18 protein-coding genes are annotated in these 16,856 nt (G+C 55.1%); 10 read left to right on the top strand and 8 right to left on the bottom strand.

The genetic code is table 11. The annotated features are described in order from the left end of the window. Positions 1-10: 10 nt before the first annotated feature. The 3 genes from QPM17_RS00090 to glgP are packed head-to-tail and all read left to right on the top strand — an operon-like array spanning position 11 to position 3,714. Positions 11-370, top strand: a complete 360-nt coding sequence (locus QPM17_RS00090; protein ID WP_285387695.1) for a PilZ domain-containing protein — start codon at positions 11-13, stop codon at positions 368-370. A gap of 18 nt (positions 371-388) precedes the next feature. Further along, the gene (locus tag QPM17_RS00085) at positions 389-1,159 is read left to right on the top strand and encodes an SDR family NAD(P)-dependent oxidoreductase (protein ID WP_285387693.1); all 771 of its coding nucleotides are present in this window, start codon (positions 389-391) and stop codon (positions 1,157-1,159) included. A 29-nt stretch (positions 1,160-1,188) separates the two neighbouring features. Next, the gene (glgP, locus tag QPM17_RS00080) at positions 1,189-3,714 is read left to right on the top strand and encodes an alpha-glucan family phosphorylase (protein ID WP_285387691.1); all 2,526 of its coding nucleotides are present in this window, start codon (positions 1,189-1,191) and stop codon (positions 3,712-3,714) included. A gap of 8 nt (positions 3,715-3,722) precedes the next feature. Here glgP and QPM17_RS00075 read toward each other — a convergent pair whose 3' ends face one another. After that, complete coding sequence (locus tag QPM17_RS00075; protein ID WP_285387690.1) at positions 3,723-5,138, bottom strand: TrkH family potassium uptake protein; 1,416 nt, start codon at positions 5,136-5,138, stop codon at positions 3,723-3,725. Positions 5,139-5,390: 252 nt separating this feature from the next. Between QPM17_RS00075 and QPM17_RS00070 the strand changes: the two genes are divergently transcribed. The 6 genes from QPM17_RS00070 (at position 5,391) to QPM17_RS00045 (ending at position 8,794) form a co-directional block, all read left to right on the top strand. Then, the gene (locus QPM17_RS00070; RefSeq protein ID WP_285387689.1) at positions 5,391-5,936 is read left to right on the top strand and encodes a porin family protein; all 546 of its coding nucleotides are present in this window, start codon (positions 5,391-5,393) and stop codon (positions 5,934-5,936) included. A gap of 69 nt (positions 5,937-6,005) precedes the next feature. Next, positions 6,006-6,581, top strand: coding sequence for an acyl carrier protein phosphodiesterase (locus QPM17_RS00065; RefSeq protein ID WP_285387687.1), 576 nt, complete (start codon positions 6,006-6,008; stop codon positions 6,579-6,581). Between the two features lie 89 nt (positions 6,582-6,670). Continuing rightward, entirely contained in the window at positions 6,671-7,171 is a 501-nt protein-coding gene (locus QPM17_RS00060; protein ID WP_285387684.1) for an ATP-dependent zinc protease family protein, read from the top strand. 101 nt (positions 7,172-7,272) lie between these two features. Continuing rightward, positions 7,273-7,674, top strand: coding sequence for an antitoxin Xre-like helix-turn-helix domain-containing protein (locus tag QPM17_RS00055; protein ID WP_285387683.1), 402 nt, complete (start codon positions 7,273-7,275; stop codon positions 7,672-7,674). Continuing rightward, entirely contained in the window at positions 7,671-8,363 is a 693-nt protein-coding gene (locus QPM17_RS00050) for an RES family NAD+ phosphorylase (RefSeq protein WP_285387681.1), read from the top strand. The genes QPM17_RS00055 and QPM17_RS00050 overlap by 4 nt, the downstream gene beginning before the upstream one ends. Before the next feature lie 104 nt (positions 8,364-8,467). Continuing rightward, entirely contained in the window at positions 8,468-8,794 is a 327-nt protein-coding gene (locus tag QPM17_RS00045; RefSeq protein ID WP_285387679.1) for a rhodanese-like domain-containing protein, read from the top strand. A 57-nt stretch (positions 8,795-8,851) separates the two neighbouring features. Here QPM17_RS00045 and QPM17_RS00040 read toward each other — a convergent pair whose 3' ends face one another. Both QPM17_RS00040 and QPM17_RS00035 read right to left on the bottom strand, forming a co-directional pair. Next, positions 8,852-10,168 (bottom strand): MFS transporter, encoded by a 1,317-nt coding sequence (locus QPM17_RS00040; RefSeq protein WP_285387677.1) that lies wholly within the window; start codon positions 10,166-10,168, stop codon positions 8,852-8,854. Between the two features lie 118 nt (positions 10,169-10,286). Beyond that, positions 10,287-11,594, bottom strand: coding sequence for an ATP-grasp domain-containing protein (locus QPM17_RS00035; RefSeq protein WP_285387674.1), 1,308 nt, complete (start codon positions 11,592-11,594; stop codon positions 10,287-10,289). Between the two features lie 281 nt (positions 11,595-11,875). On the opposite strand from QPM17_RS00035, the gene QPM17_RS00030 reads away from it, so the two are divergent. Beyond that, positions 11,876-13,876: a hypothetical protein gene (locus QPM17_RS00030; protein WP_422732701.1), complete on the top strand. Its 2,001-nt coding sequence runs from the start codon at positions 11,876-11,878 to the stop codon at positions 13,874-13,876. An 82-nt stretch (positions 13,877-13,958) separates the two neighbouring features. Here QPM17_RS00030 and QPM17_RS00025 read toward each other — a convergent pair whose 3' ends face one another. The 5 genes from QPM17_RS00025 to QPM17_RS00005 form a co-directional block, all read right to left on the bottom strand. Next, entirely contained in the window at positions 13,959-14,408 is a 450-nt protein-coding gene (locus QPM17_RS00025; protein ID WP_285387672.1) for a c-type cytochrome, read from the bottom strand. Continuing rightward, positions 14,401-15,255 carry a beta propeller repeat protein gene (locus tag QPM17_RS00020; protein WP_285387670.1) on the bottom strand — a complete coding sequence of 285 codons (855 nt, stop codon included), beginning with the start codon at positions 15,253-15,255 and terminating at the stop codon, positions 14,401-14,403. Before QPM17_RS00020 ends, QPM17_RS00025 begins: the two co-directional genes overlap by 8 nt. Positions 15,256-15,265: 10 nt before the next feature. After that, the gene (locus tag QPM17_RS00015; protein ID WP_285387668.1) at positions 15,266-15,778 is read right to left on the bottom strand and encodes a DUF411 domain-containing protein; all 513 of its coding nucleotides are present in this window, start codon (positions 15,776-15,778) and stop codon (positions 15,266-15,268) included. A gap of 100 nt (positions 15,779-15,878) precedes the next feature. Then, a complete protein-coding gene (locus tag QPM17_RS00010) occupies positions 15,879-16,157 on the bottom strand; it encodes a hypothetical protein (RefSeq protein ID WP_285387665.1) in 279 nt (92 codons plus the stop codon). A gap of 106 nt (positions 16,158-16,263) precedes the next feature. Then, positions 16,264-16,644: a hypothetical protein gene (locus QPM17_RS00005; protein WP_285387664.1), complete on the bottom strand. Its 381-nt coding sequence runs from the start codon at positions 16,642-16,644 to the stop codon at positions 16,264-16,266. Positions 16,645-16,856: the final 212 nt, after the last annotated feature.

The raw sequence follows: 16,856 nt of genomic DNA, 5'->3' as shown, positions 1-16,856 counted from the left end.
TGGGGGAAACATGGAACACAGACTCAGCACACGCGTTCATGGAAAGCTTGGCCTGCTTGTGTACAGGCGGGGAATGCCAGTAGCCACGGGCCAGGTCAGGGATGCCTCGAAACGGGGGCTGTTCATTGCAACTGACTACACCGACGTTCAGTTAAACCAGACCCTGGAACTTGAATTCTGCTTTCCCGACAAGCGGGAAAAGCAGTTTCGGCGACTCAGGGCCCATGTTGTCCGCAAATCCGACAACGGCATTGGAGTGGATTTTGAGGGGGTCGAGAACGACGGCTTTACCATCTCCTCAATGATCCAATGGCTTAAAAAGCACCACAGGCCGATGAACTATTTTCCCGTTCGCCGGCATGCCCATTAGAATTTCAAGGAGGGGTTCATGGAACGACTCGAAGGGAAAGTAGCCGCTGTCACTGGTGGCGCAGTGGGGATCGGAGCCGCTACTGTGATCCGGATGGCAGAGGAGGGGGCCTCCGTTGCCATTCTGGACCGACAGGACAAGGAAGGTGAGGCCCTGGCCAGACAACTCAAGGATCGCGGCCTCAAGGCCGGCTACTGGCACTGCGATGTGACAAGCGAACAGGAAGTCAAACAGACTCTCGACAAAGTCGCTGAGACCTTTGGTGGCCTGACCGTGCTGGTTAATAACGCCGGCATCGCGGGGGCGAACAAACCTACCCATGAGCTGACCGAAGAAGAATGGGATCTTGTGCAGAACGTGAACGTTAAAGGGGTGTTTTTCTGCACCAAGCATGCGATCCCACACATGAAAAAGGCCGGGGTGGGCAGCATCATCAACCTCTCGTCTATCTATGGCCTTATCAGCGCCCCGGACATTCCTCCATACCACGCATCCAAGGGTGCTGTGCGCCTGATGTCAAAAACCGATGCGCTGCTCTACGCAACAGAAAACATCAGGGTCAACTCCATCCATCCCGGATTCATCTGGACGCCGTTGGTTGAATCCCACCTGAAAACAACCGGGATGGATCCAGACGAAGCAAGGAAAGCCACAGATGCACTACATCCTGTGGGGCACATGGGTGAACCCGATGATATTGCCTGGGGCGCGGTGTACCTGGCCTCGGACGAGTCCAAATTTGTGACCGGCAGTGAACTGGTGATTGATGGTGGCTACACCGCCAGGTAACTGATTCTGGATTACACAGGACCTCATCCGTGACCCTAGCAGCCTATACGCCACGGTTCTTACCGGAGCCCCTTATCGGTCTGTTCCAGTTGGCACTGGACCTGAGGTGGACCTGGCATCACGGCAGCGACGAGCTGTGGCGGGCCCTTGATGAGGAAACCTGGGAAACCACACACAATGCGTGGCTGGTATTGAACAGTGTTTCCGGTGAGCGGTTGGAAGACCTGGCAGAAGACCCGCAGTTTCAGCAACGCTACCGGGAACAGATTGCAGCCCATAATGAATTCAGGGATGCCAGTACCTGGTATTCGGATGATTGCCCCGGCGATCTTGGCAGGGGGATCGCCTACTTCTGTATGGAATACGGCATCAGTGAATCCCTGCCGTTATACAGTGGTGGTCTGGGGGTTCTCGCCGGTGACTATCTCAAGGCCGCGAGTGATCTGGGCATACCCGTCACTGCGGTAGGCTTGCTGTATCAACAGGGCTATTTCCGCCAGGCGATAAGCACCGATGGCGAGCAACTGGAGTTCTATCCCTACAACGATCCCACGATGCTTCCTGTTTCGCCACTCAGGGACGAAGATGGCCAGTGGGTGAGGGTAGTTGTTCCTTTCCCGGGCCGACATGTGCGGTTGAGGGCCTGGAAGGCACAAGTGGGCCGATGCGCGCTACTGTTACTCGATAGTAACGACCCGCGCAACGAACCGGGAGACCGGGGTATCACCAGTGAACTTTACACCGGCGACCCGGAAAAGCGATTACAGCAGGAGATGGTGCTCGGTATCGGCGGCTGGCGCCTGCTCGAGCAGATGGACATCCAGCCTGCTGTTTGCCATCTCAATGAAGGCCACTGTGCGCTCGCGTTGATTGAACGGGCCTTCAGTTGGCAGCAAGAGCACATGGCCGACTTTCACACCGCCCGTGTAGCCACCAGAGCCACCAACCTGTTTACCACCCATACTTCCGTTGCCTCCGGGTTCGACCACTTTTCCCGGGATCTGCTCGGCATTTACCTGGCTCCCTGGCTTGAGTTACACGAACTTACCATCGAGCAACTGATTAAGCTGGGTAGTGTAAGTGTGTCGGATAGCGACGCGGGAGCCCCACACCTGAATATGGCTTTATTGGCGCTGAATATGTGCGGGCGAATCAACGGGGTCAGCCGCATCCATCAGAAAGTATCACAGACGATCTTCCAGCCATTCTTTAACCGCTGGCCGGCGGAGGACATTCCGGCGGAGTTTGTAACCAACGGCGTACACACACCCAGTTGGGATTCACCGGAATCCGACGCAGTCTGGACTCGGGCCTGTGGCCAGGACAGATGGCGCAGACCCCTGCAGATGTCCTGCCCAATGACGCACATCCCTGACGAAGAACTCTGGGAGATGCGGCGGCTTCAGCGCAACCGGCTGGTGAACTACCTGCGACGACGCCTGGCGAGCCAGCATTGTGAACAGAACCCTGCCAACAACCACGCCGCATCCTGCGGACTGCTGCTGGACAATGAAACCCTTACCCTGGGGTTTGCCAGACGCTTTACCGAATACAAACGTCCAGACCTGTTACTGAAAGACCAGGAAAGGCTGTTGGGGTTGTTGGCCAGCCGGGACCGGCCCCTGCAGATAGTCCTTGCCGGGAAGGCGCACCCTTATGACCAACGGGGGAAAGACCTTATCCGCCAATGGAAGGCGTTTTGCCGCAGGCCGGATGTCGAGGGCAAAGTGGTTTTTATCGAGGACTATGATCTTGGTGTTGCCAGCCAACTGATCCAGGGGGTGGATGTGTGGCTGAACTGCCCGAGACACCCCTGGGAGGCCTGTGGCACCAGTGGCATGAAAGTGCTCGTTAACGGTGGCCTGAACCTTTCACAGTACGATGGCTGGTGGGCCGAGGCCTGGAACGATGCGGTAGGCTGGGCCATTCGCCCGGGCGCCACATTCGAGGAACTTGGCAGATCAAGAGAACATGACCTTTACGATGCCCGGGAACTGTTTGACCTGCTGGAAAACGACGTGATTCCGTCATTCTACGATGTGGACGAGCAGGGACTGCCCCGTACGTGGCTGCAAAGGATCCGGGCAAGCATGGACAGCCTGACTGCATCCTATTCGGCCAACCGGATGGTCCGTGAGTATGTCGAGAGGTTCTATCTGCCCATGGTGGAAAGGGGAAAGCAGCGCAGCGCCGGAACAGCCGCAGAGATTGTCGCCGAGCACGCGGAGATTGCCCGTTATTGGCCCAAGCTGCGTTTCAGCACCTTTAATGTCACGGAATCCCAAGGTACCCAGACTTACACCGTCGAGATTTACCTGGATGGTATCGACGAAACGCGCATTACTGTGGAATTGGTGGCCGAGGCATCAGAATACGGGCCGAGAATCGTCACAGAAATGCCCGAGAGGCGGCCTCTTGCCGGTTCGGCCCACAGCTACCTGTATGAATGTACGGTACCGTCTCGCCCTGAGGGGCACTACACCCCGCGCCTGAGAGTCAGGGATGAGCGCCTGAACCTGCCACTGGAGAATCCCGCCGTGCTGTGGCTGAGATGAAACAGGCTTTAACTGCGCCAGAATGCCGGGGAGAGCACAATCACGACACTGAGGATCTCCAGGCGCCCCATCAACATACCCACGGACAGAATCCATTTAGCCGTTTCAGGCAGGGGGGCAAAGGTGCCGGCCGGACCGATGATGTCACCAAGAGCGGGGCCGACGTTGGTAAGTACCGTCAGCGCTCCGGACAGACTGGTTATAAAGTCAAGCTGTAGTGCAGCCAGAGAAACGGTAATTATCAGCAGACACAGCAGAAATATAAACGTGTAGGCGATCATGGAGGAAATAATTTCGTCGCTCACTGGACGACCATTATAGTTCCGTGTGAATACCGCCCTCGGGTGCAACAGCCGCATCAGCTGCTCCCGTAACACGATCAGCGATAGCTGAAAACGGAAAATCTTCATACCGCCGGCGGTAGACCCGGAGCACCCGCCAACAAACATCAGAAAGAAGAACAGGACAAAGGTCAACGGCCCCCACGCCGAATAATCTTCGGAAGCATACCCGGTTGTGGTGACCACTGACGTCACATTGAACAACGTAGACACATAGCCGTTTGCGATGTCGAAATCAATCGGGGATACGTACCAGCGATAAAGGGTAAGCAGGGCGGGAATCACCAGCAATATGGTCAGGAAAAGGCGCACCTGCTGGTCCCGGAACAGTACGCCGTGCTGACCATGCATCTCCCGCACAAACAGGAAGAAAGGCAGGCTGCCGATCATCATGAACAGCGTTGCCTGCAGCAGGAGCAGGTTGGAATCAAATTTGCCCATGGACATATCCGAGGTGGAAAACCCCCCGGTGGCAATGCTGGTCAGCCCGTGGTTGAAAGCATCGAAAAGGCTCATCCCGGAGAATGAGTAGGTGGTTACTGCAATCACCGTAAACCCGACATACACGAAAAGCAGGCCGCGGCTGAGCGTTTTCATTCGCGGCAGGGCCTTGTCGGTCCACTCGGACGACTCAGTGGCAAACAGTCGCATGCCGCCTACCCGTAGGAAAGGCATGACGGCGACGAACATGCCGATAATCCCGATACCACCGATCCACTGCAGTATCGAGCGCCATAGCAGAAGGTCCTGATCCATTGTGTCGAGGCCGGTGAGTACCGTAGCGCCGGTGGTGGTTATACCGGAGGTACCTTCAAAAACCGCCTCGGCGATGGTCAGATCCAGGTCGCTGAGATAAAAAGGAATAGAGGAGAGTAGGGCTATGATAAACCAGCTGGAAACCGTCAGCACAAACATGTAGCGAGGTTTGAGATCGCGCGCCTGACGGTAGGTGGTCAGCACCCCCAACAGGCCAATGCCAAAGCAGATAGAAGCAGATTCTGCAAATGCGAGGGCATTCGGCGCTTCAGAATACGCAAGAAGAAGCACAGGTAACGTCATGAAAATACTCAAAAGTATAAACATGACGCTGATGATGAATATTACAGGATTCAGGTTTCTCAAAGGATGCTCAAGCCGGCTGAACAGAGAGATCGCGACAGAATACAGCCGGGCTGATGCTTTCGCAAGGCGGGAACCCTTAAGCGTCAGGGCCTTACCGCTTGATTAAATCGCAGTAAGTTCCGCGTAAATGAGGATCCTGCGACTGGTAATTGTCGTCAGCCTCATGCAACTTCATTTCGTGAGTGTGGTTAAAAACCAAAAGGAGCATTGATTATGAAGAAGCCAATTGCATTGATTCTGGGCCTTGTCTCAGTCTCGGCACTAACCGTTTCCCAGGCCGCGACTGCCGATATTTACAAGTCCGGTGGAGGTAGCCTTTACGCCGGGCTGAATTACAGCTTTATCGACATTGAGAGTGGCAACGATGAAGTGGATGTTGGCGCGCTCTCAGCAAAAGTTGGAGGACTTGTTTCGCCGTTCTTCGGTGTGGAGGCACGGGCTGGCTTTGGTGTGGATGACGATCGCATCAACGGGGTCGACTACTCCCTCGACAACTTCTTCGGCGGCTACGCTACCCTCAATCTGGCCAACGAATCCCCGGCAACACCCTATCTGGTATTTGGCTTCACCCGTGTTGAGCTGGAGGCGCAATCCGTCTTCGGTACCAGCACAGAGGACGAAACCGACTTCTCATACGGGGCGGGGGTCAATATCGATCTCACTCCGGAAGTGGCTGGCAACCTGGAATACATGCGTTACTATGATAAGAATGGCGCTACCGTTGACGGACTCGGGCTGGGGGTTACCTTCAGCTTCTGATCCGGTTGGTTCACGGTCTGTTTTTATGGCGGCAGACGCAGGTTTGTCGCCACTGTTTCAGGAGCAAGTTTGAATCACCTCGCTCACCTTTTCCTTGCGCCGGATTCCCCGCAGGCCCGCGTTGGAAGCCTGCTCGGCGATTTTGCCCGGGGCGTGATCCCCGAGGATCTTCCGAGCGAAGTCAGGGAAGGGCTGTATCATCATCGCGCAGTGGACGCCTTCACTGACAGGCACCCCGAAGTCATCGCCAGCAAGCGGCTATTTTCCGCCCAAAGGCGTCGTTTCGCAGGCGTTGCCCTTGATATCCTGTACGATCACTATCTTTTAAGACACTGGCAACGCTTCAGCCATATGGAACCGGATACCTTTATTGACCAGGTTTACCGGGAGCTTGATGCCAACGAACCCCTGATGCCTGACTCCATGCAAAGGGTGACCCGACAGATCATTCGTCACGACTGGTTCCGCTCCTACATGGATCTCGAAAACATTGGCTACGCACTGGACCGCGTCGCCAATCGCATCCGTTTCACAAATGCATTCAGCGGCATTATCGAAGAGATCGAAGCCCACGATGACGAACTGGAGCGCCGCTTCCTGCGATTCTTTCCTGAACTCAAACACTTCGCCAATCAGGAGGCGTGATGTTATACAGCTATCCTAAATTCCTTGCACTGCTGCTTTTGTTGACACCCATATCAGTTCTGGCAAATGCGCACAGTAATGATAATAACGTGCCTGAAACACTGGGGTTTGTAGAATGGATGGTCCTGAAGGAATCAGGGCTGCGGTTAAAGGCTCGTCTGGACACAGGTGCCAGAACGTCGTCCTTGCACGCCATTAACGTGGAGCCCTTCGAGAAAGGTGAAAAGGAGTGGGTACGTTTCCAGTTGCCGCTGGCTGACCATCAGGATAAAGAGGACGCGGACGGTGCGAATCTGGACCAGGCGATTCTGGAATTCACTCTTCCGATTGAACGGACCGTAAAAATCAAGCGTAAGGGCGCGCCATCCCAGCACCGTTACGTGGTTGATATGGAGTTCTGCATTGCCGGCAGCATGCACAGAACGGAATTCACGCTGGCAGACCGCAGCGCATTTACCTATCCGGCGCTGTTGGGGCGACGCTTCATGAGCGATGACAATATACTGATCGATTCCTCGGATTCCTTTCTTGCGCCAAGAGACTGTGAACACAAGAGCCTCGCCGAGGTGGCTACAAAACACAGCGACTGAAGGCCTGTCCAGGCTGTCTATATATAGACGAAATTTCTGTTTTTGTATACACTGACACTAATCCTTAAGGCTCAAATCAACATTCGCCGGTGGTGTCAGTCATGAGCAACGCGCAGAAGCTTGAACCCGTTGAAAAAAGCAGAATCCAGAGCGTCGGCCTGAAAACCGTGTTTACGATTCTGGACCGCTGGGGCTGCACTCCGGAACAGATTCAGAAGATTCTCCAGATTTCCCGCCCGGCGTATTACAAATATCGTAAACGGCCGGAGCAGGCCAACCTGACACACGATCAGATCGAGCGGCTCAGCTATCTGGTGAATATCCACGGTTGCCTGAGAATGATCTTCGAAAATCCCAGGAACGTTTACGGTTTCATGGCGCTGAAGAACGACAACCCGTATTTCAACGGCAAAAGCCCGCTGGAGGTGATCAGTACCGGCCAGTTTGCAGCCCTTTATGAAACCTTCAAGCGCATTGATGTGCTGCGCGGGGGGCTCTGGTGACCACAGGGCTACCACCGGTCATCAAAGCGGCCAGCATCATCGGGTATCGCCTTGTCAACTCGAAATTCCCACCCATCAGCCTGTTTGATGATGTGGCGGACGAGGATGAGTTTGATGCTCTGTATGAACTCCAGGCCATGACCAACCCCCGGTTGCAGACGGAACTGGGCAATCTCAACCTGGTGAAGAAGGAGGACATTCCGTTTGGTATCCCCGGCTGCTCTTACGCCACCGGCCCATTTACCCACGTAAACCCCGAAGGCAGCCGGTTCAGCGATGGCCAGTACGGTGTGCTGTACATGGGTGACAGCCTAGATACCGCCATCGCCGAAGTGGCCTATCACCAGTCACGTTACTGGCAGGGCGTACACGGCCTGGACTACGACCGGCTTGTGTTCCGGGGCCTGAAATGCAGAGTAGGGCAGACGGAACTCCACGATGCCACGACTATTTCGTTCAAGAGCCCGATCTATGACCCGGACAGTTACAGTGCCTCCCGGGTCTTTGGCCGCGAACTGTACCAGGCGGGCTCGGAAGGGCTTCACTATCATTCTGTCAGAAAGCCCGGAGCAACCTGCTGGGGGCTGTTCACGCCAAAGCACGTGAACAGCATTATTCAGACTGCCCACTTCGAGTTTATCTGGAACGGCAAGGAGATCAGTTCAGTCAATCGGTTCACCCGTACATAAAATCGCTTTCTTGCGGTTTTTCATAATCATGTCAAACATGGCTTGAAATCGGCTCGGACACCATCATGGTATAAGGATGAGCTTCACAGCAAAAGGAGAGTGATATGAAGTCCATTAGCCGTGACGACCTCAAACAAATGAATGAAACCGAGCATGAAGACTTTGTGTTGATAAACGTCCTACCCCGCGACACTTTCAATCGGGAGCATATACGGACGTCAATCAATATTCCGGTTGAGGAACCGTCGTTTCTGGAGCAGGTAGAAGCGGTTGTCGGCAGTAAAGATCGCAAAGTCGTTGTCTACTGTGCAAACTTCGATTGCGATGCTTCTGTCAAAGCCGCGAAGAAACTGGAGGATGCCGGTTTCACGCAGGTTTATGACTATGAAGGCGGCACCAGGGACTGGTTCGAACAGAAACACGCTGCGTGACTGTTTGCTCGCCAGGGGCTGTGCCCGAGTGCGGCAGCCCCATTTTATAACCCGGTATTACTGCTCCTTCTCATTCCCTCTTTCGTCACTTTTCTGCTCCTCAACGGTGCCTGACTCTTCATCACTACTCGCTGTTTCCTGCTCCTCAAACTGAGGATTCCTGGGGTCAAGTTCGGAGAGACCAAGAGCCGCTTCAGGGGTTGTGGTGTAGTACTGTTCCTGTTGCGTGACCGACGGATGACGGCGCCTGGACGTCACCAGCATGAATGCGATCAGACCGCCCAGTATCAGGGCATTACTGATAAACAGTCCACGGGGCCCCAGAAAGTCCATGAACAGGGCACTGATCAACGGACCGATGATGCTGCCAAGACCATAACTGAGCAGCAATGTCGTACTGGCGGAGGTTACCTGGTGAGGCTCCATCAGATCATTGGTAATGGCAACGGCGATGGGGTAGATGGCGGCGCTGATGCCCATATACAGCCCTACAAAGAGCACTAGCGCGATCATGTTGAGACTGCCGATGACCGCGGCAACCAGACTGCACAGGGCAGCGACTGCGGCCGCAACAAGCATTACCCGGTAGCGGTCAAAATGGTCACATAGACGGCCGATAGGCCAGGCCAGCAACATGGCGGCGACAATGGCAGAAGCCATGAAGTTTGACAGCTGCCCAAGGTCGAGACCAATGCGATCAGCGTATACCGGGCCCATGGCGTAGAATGCGCTGATCAACAGCCCCGCTATCAGTGCTCCGAGGGTACCCGCTGGTGATTTCCGATAAAGCCTGATCAATGACAGCCGGTCACCACGTGTAATGACTGGCGATTCACGGCGAGTCATGGACAGGGGAGTCAATGCAAGCACCACCAGTATGGTTGCCAGGGAGAAAGGGATGAAGCCTGCGGGATCAGCTACCCGGATAAGCACCTGACCCCCTGCAGTGGAGAGGAAAAAGATAACCTGATAAATGGCGAACAGACTGGCCCGATTACGGTTATCAGCCTTGCTGCTGAACCAGCTTTCCATGACGATCATCAGACCCGCCATCACAAAACCGCCCAGCGCTCGCAGAAAGCCCCAGAGGCTGGCTTCAACCGCCATCGGATAAACCAGTATTGACGCCGAAAGCACCGCAGCAAAAACCGCAAACGCCCGGATATGACCAACTTTCTCGATTATCCGTCCAGCATAGAGAGTCCCTGCGACAAAACCGATGGAATAGAACGCCAGAATCCAGCCGATAACAGTGGCACTGAACTCCTCAATACTGAGCCGCAGACCAAGCAGGGTCATGAGGAACGCGTTGCCCATGATGAGCAGAATAATGCTCATGATGAGTGACGAAAGACTGGTAATGGTTTTTTGCATCAATCCTCCATCTCGGGTTGATGGAAAAAGCCGCGCGGGCACTCTGGAAGACACTGTGGGGATGGTATTGGGGGAAAAAAAGGGTGGGGGAGCCCCACCCCGTGCTCGGTCTTACTGGCTAGACGTAGAAGTCCAGATCCTCCTGAGCTTTCAAGAGGTCCCGCATCTTGATGGGATCGTCTCCAAAGAAGAAGATCAGCCCCCAGTGCGTGCCGAAAGCAGACCGGTCAGGCACAGTCTCTTCGGCCGGGGCGACAAGCTCGTGAGATTCGAAATAGGGATGTTCAATGGTTTCTTTGGGCATTTCCAGCTTGCTGACCACACGACGCCGGGGGTAGACACCAAAACAACCAGCATAGCCCTTCGCATCCACCACTTCGCGGGGGAAGAAGTTATTCACTTCCTCTTCGGTGCTTTTGGGGTCGAACACCAACATTGAAGCCTGATAGGCATTAAAGCCATAGGCACGCTCAATCAGCTCGAAGGCCTTGAACCCGGGCGGCCGATAGGCCACTTCGCCAAAGTACATTTCGCCGTCTGCAGTGACAAAGTACTCGGGGTGAATCAGGCCGAAATGGATGTCGAATGTTTTGACCAACAGCTCTATTTGCTTGGTAATCGCGTTGCGCCAGCTCTCGAGTTGCGCAGTTGCAGGTACGAATACCGAGTAGCCCAAGGTCACATATTCAGAGATGTTGAGAAACTTGATCTTTCCATCATGGATCCAGGCCTCAACTGCAAACTCCCAGCCGTCGAGGTGGCTTTCCATCAACAGTGGGTATTCCTCGGCCGGAATAGCGTCAATTTCTTCTATCTTGCGGATCATTCGATGGCCCAGGCAACCGGCCTTGTCGAACGCCTTGACATGAATCGGATCGTCCGGGTCGCCATCAAGCTTGAGCAGAGTCTGGTTGACGCGTTTCATGAAACGGACAATGTCTTCTTTCTCGTGCGCTTCCTCGAAAATCCCGACACGAATACCGCCAAGCTGGGCACGGCGCTTCATCAGAGCCTTGTCACGGAACAGGATGGATTGCCCATACATGCGGGGGCTGTCAAGAAGGACAGAATTGATGGCGCCGGACCATTCGACAGTCTCCTCGAATAGCGGTATGGCGACATCGACACCCTCCGCCTTCAGCCTTGTTGCAATCTCGAGAGACCGATCATTGAGACGGATAAAGTCCCACGGGATGAAAGGTATCTTGTTAACTTCGCAGAAATCTGCAGCCCATTCGGGGGCAATCACAATGTAGCGGCGGTCGAATTTTTGCGCAGCCTTGATCGCATTGACGCTCCAGCCGAGCAGGGCAATATAACCTTTGTTCGGGTCCTTCGGCGTCTCGGTTCCTTTAACCGAATCCATATTCGGATCAAGCCAGGCAGCCTTGTCTTGCGGAACCTGAGGTTCTGATGTTGTCGACATTTGATATTCTCCTTGCCGGTCAACCCGGAAAGCTGCGCAGACATTGGTACGCACCAGGTAACCTAAGCCTTTTGACAATGTCGTTTTCGGAGGATTGAGTAGCCCAGAGCCAGGCGAGGCACTTGAGTGCGTGAGTGTATCACTGAGCGGATACAGCGGATTTATGCTTCCCAACCGTCACCATCAATATAGTCGCTCTGGTTACAAATAGAAACGAAGACCCCGGAATCGTTTGCTTCTGATTCGTCTTAAGGGCATCGTTGGGTCATGGACAATTCAAAATGGCTTGTCACTCGGCCAAGGAAAGCATTGTGACTACACTCGGATCTGACCCCGGCACCAACGCCTCTGTTGCAGCATTTGACGAGGCCCTGGAACAGCTTGCGGTTACTCACCAGAGTGACCCACTGGCCCCGAATACCCAGGTACTGGAAGCGGCACTTCCTGTTATGGAGGCACCCGGTGGACTGGACGCGTTATACGCTCGAGTACCGGCGATGGAATCCAAGGGTGTATTTGCCAACAGCGACTGGGACCAGCCTGCCATTTTGCGGCCCGCACTGGCGGTGCGGACCCTACGCCAGGGGGCCCCTCCTTACACCTGCATCGAAGCCCTGAGTGAGCTCCGCCTGCTAGCCGTGGCCATGGGTGACTATCTGCATCCGGGGATTTCAGCTGAGCAGGCCAGACACTTCCTGACCCAGGTGACAGCATTGAACCTGGATCTGTTGTCCGGCCAGATGAGCGAAGCGGACCGGGAGCGACCGCAGAGGCTGGGGCAGATCGTCAATTCGCTCTATCAGTTCCTGCTCAACAGGCTAGGGTATGAGAGCATTCTTGACAGCCTGGTGGGTGAAGTACAACGCCTGCTGGCACAACGCCCAATACAGACTGACAGCATCAAACAGATGGTCAGCCAGATTGCCAAATGCCTTTTCGATCCGGAAATCGAAACTTCGGGTATGGATAAAGCTGCTCGTCTTGTCAGTGCCCTGTTTGGCCCGGCGGCGGGTTGTCGCGATGATCCGGGCTTTGCGGTCTACGGCGAACGACTGGCTACCATGGACGAGGTTGCTCTATCTGCCGAAGCACAGGCCTTTGCCAGTGCCATGCATGGAACAGGCATGGTTTCTCCCTACCACCCCTTACTACTGAGACACCTTCGGGGGTACCGGGATGACCTGATCCCGCTGGCGCTGGGGCTGAGTATTACCGGCAACGACGCACTCCAGAGCTACCACCAGCTCGTGCTCGAGCTGATTGACCAGGTCGTTCATCCGGAAACCTGTCAGGCGGTTTATGGCCTGGCCATGTTCCTTGAGCGTGGCTCACTGTTTACACCACCGGTGGCATCGGGCCTGTGGCGTCAGCTGGGACTGACATTGTGTCCTGCAGCCTCCGACAGGCTGAGCGCTGTTTTCGGCGGAGCGCATCCACCACGGGTTTATCTGCTGGCTGGCGTGCTGAGCCTACTGGGGCAACCATTGGGCGTTGGGCAGGGTAATAATCCTACTTGCCAGTCGGTCATCGGGCTGTCCATGTGGGCGTTTAACGACGCTGATTTCCTGCTGCAACTGGTGGCCTGGGCTGCCCGTGATGACGATGTAATGATGCGTTTCGAGGGGCAACAGATTACCTCGCAGCATCTGGAAGCAGGGCTGGCAAAGGAGCCACCAACCGATGTGGATCCGGTCTCACTGATCCTTATACCTCACCTCGACCGCATCTATGGCGAAATGGGGCACCTGTGCGGCGTGCGTGACGACGACCTGCACCGCTGGATCAATCCGGAGATGTATGGCTGGTGGGTCGGGCAGGGATTTCTCAGTGTTATTAGCCGGGAGACAGGGAAAATTCATGAATATGAGCAGTTTATCCGTCACTTCTATGCCTGCTATCACCCTTACTATAACGGCAATATACCCGTTGTCCATCCGCAACCGGCCGGTATCGCTGTCACTGACAGTGGAGGACGCCTGGTTGGACGCCATGCCATAACAATCCTGCGGGTCAACCTGGATCGCGAAGGGGAGATACGCGTCTATTTCTTCAATCCCAACAACGACAGCGGCCAGGACTGGGGCCAGGGAATTAACTGCTCGACGCAGAGTAATGGTGAGCGCTATGGCGAAGCATCGCTATTGTTCGCTGAATTTGCATCCCGTTTGTGCGTGTTTCATTTCGACCCGAGGGAACTGGGGGATACATCAGCGGTTCTGGAAGCAGACATCGCCCGGGCTACGGAGCTTGGCCGCAACAGCTGGGCAGTAGTGTATGAGTAAACCATCAGCTTTCGTGTAGTTACTTGCCCCATGCCAGCAGGTACCTTAGAAAACACCTGAGGCATGGGCAAACTGCCAGGGATCAGGATGGATGCCTGTCCCTGCTGTGACTTTCGCTTTGTTGATAACGGCGCTGATCCCCGGCCCAGAATGTTTTCAGGTACTCGATTACCGACCGAATGTCCTCGTCGGTGAGGTTGTCCTTGAAAGCAGGCATGGTCAGTTGGTCCGTTTCATTGAAGGGATGCCGCCATCCCTCCGCGATCATCCGGAACAACATGGCATCGCTGTGGCGCCAGGTGTGGCCTGTCTCATCGTGCGGTGGCGGAGGCATTTCGCCTTTCTCATCCGGTTTGTTCCAATCGGCCGCACCTTCGCCCTGCCATCCGTGGCAGGAGGCGCAGTATTGCTCATAAATCTGGCGACCCTCGGCCATTTCGGTCGGAACACCGTCTCCGTTTGATGGCTCGCCCCCCGCCATCACAAGGGCCGGGGCAACGAGCAAAACCAGCGGGACAAGCCACTTATTCATGAACAGGTCCCCATCCTCCAGAGGCATGGCGAGAAAGCAGATTTCCGTTTTCCGTGCCCACCAAAAGTCCTTCCGTGGGCGAGAATGTTAGAGCGGTGACTGCCTGAGGGGTTTCAATCCCAGCCCAGGTTTCGCCACCGTCCGAGCTGTGGTGAAGCTGTCCCTCAATCACGGCGTACACATTCTCCGGGGCCGAAGGATCGTAACCGATGACAGTCACAGTCCCTCGCAAGTCGCCGGCATCGCCCCAGAAGCAGAAACAGTCCATGGAGCGTGCGACTCCACGGGTGGTGCCGGCGAACAGCCAGCCACTTTCCATACTGCCAGGCATATCCGAGTGAAGGAACGCCTCCACGGGCTCCCGGGGGCCACTGTCTACCTTCATCCATTCGGCACCGGCATCCCTGGATCGGAACATGCCACCTTCACCAAGATAAGCGTAGAGCGTATCCGGTTGGGTGGCATGTGCGGCAATGGCCGTAATTCCCAGGTCGGGCAGGGTGTGGCTGAGGGACTGCCAGCGCTCGCTGGCATACTCATAGCGCCAAATGCCAAGGCCTGGCCCCGACAGGTACAGACTGCCGTCTGCGCCCGTTGCCAGAGAGTTGGGCCGGGGCACTGAGTCCGACGGGGGCAGCGGAATCTCAGTGGCTGTCTTGCCGTCAAGAACAAACAGGCCACTTTCCCGAAGCACCAGTAAGGCGCCTGACGAGTTGGTCGTCAGTGCCTTCACTGGCTGGCCATCATTCGCAGTCTGTGCTTGAACCAGTGCCGGCATGACGACTGCGAAAGCGAGCAGGAAAAAGCCTGTTAGGGCTGAATTCAGGCGGTAACAGATTGCTTTCATAGGGCTGACCTCAGTAATCCTTGTGTTCACGGAAAACACCTTGCTGGCCATTGGCGTTGAAGGCGATGACCTGGTAATCATCCTTCCGGCCGGTTTCCATGCCAGGGGTACCATGGGGCATCCCGGGTACGGACAGACCAACCGCGTTGAACTGCGGGTTCTCAAGGTAGGCGACGATGTCATTGGCCGGCACATGACCTTCAATCACCAGATCATCGATCAGCGCGGTGTGGCAGGACGCCATATCGCGTGGCACGTCGTACTCCTGCTTGATTCCATTAAGGTTGTCGGTCTCAACGATGCGGGTATCAAAACCATTGGCCGCGAGGTGCTCGGCCCAGGACTGGCAACAACCGCAATTGGGGCTCTTGTAAATGGTGATGGCCTGGCCTGTCTCTCCACGCTCGGCTGGCGCAACCGATGGCTCGGCAGATTCGTCGGCCTGGATGGCCAAGGTGGTGGCGCCAGCGCCGATAACGATAGCGGCTACACCCGTATACAGGGCGAGTTTTCTGGTATTCATAAAAAATCCTCGATTTGAATCGGTTTGGGCACGGCGAGCCCCGGGGGAGCGTATTGCATCCCCAGGGCCAGAGCCTCAGCTCGAACGGGTATCCAACGGGTTACTTCTCGTCGGTGCCTTTATCTTTCATTCCGCCGTGCATGCCATCGCCACCATGACCCTGCATCATCTTCATGCACGCCTCGGTCATGGCTTTTCGGTCTTCCGGGGATATATCAGACATCGTGTTCATCATCCTCATCATGCCGCCCATTCCAGGCATGCCGTTCGAGGACATCATGTCGGTCGCTTTGTCTTCATGGGCAAAGGCAGAGTAGGTGGCAAGAGTAGTGGCCAGAATAGCCGCAGTGATCGCAAACTTGGGATATGAAATACGCATTAGATTCACTCCAGTCCAAGGCTCGTGGTAAATCAAAGTACGGGCCTTTCTTTCAAGAATTAACGTTAATGACATTGCCGCTGTGGGCAAGAATCCGGGTTAAAACTCAGGAGTGAGATAGTGGAGGGGGAGTAATGGAAGCCAGAAAGGGGTTCTGGTAAATCGCCACGCGGGCGGTTGATAAAGGCTGGGAACCGCTATCGACAGAATTTTCTGTTGCAGCAAGCAGCAGAGCGACGCTCACCCCGCACTTGCTCAAACCACCTGCACTTAAGCAGGCCACGCCGGGAGCAACAACACAGTCGCTCTTGCTGTCTGGTGAGGAACTCGCTCCATCAGCAGCCTGGCTCATCATAATAGAACCACAATCCACCATCACAGAATCCGACTGGCCGCCTGATACTCCGGGCACAGCCAAAGCTGAGCCACTCAGCACCAGGAGCAGTGACAGAAGTGCGGAAATGATTTGACGCTTTGCTGCAGTCATCTTGTTTAAAAGCACCAAATGGTGGAAGTCACGTGGATGTGACAAGGAGTCGAGCTGTTAGTTCGCGATGCTAGCAGGTTTTTAGGTGGAACTCATAAGCCAATCAATTCAACTTCTGCACACCATTTAACATAATATACATTATGCGCACTAGAATGCGTCGGGTTTGACGCAATTCCAACCAAAAGCAACCCCTTTTTACCGCTGTAACT

It is taken from the genome of Marinobacter azerbaijanicus (assembly GCF_030250645.1).
Taxonomy (GTDB): domain Bacteria; phylum Pseudomonadota; class Gammaproteobacteria; order Pseudomonadales; family Oleiphilaceae; genus Marinobacter; species Marinobacter azerbaijanicus.
Note: the sequence above shows the minus strand (reverse complement) of the source record. Positions and strands in the feature narration are given on the sequence as shown.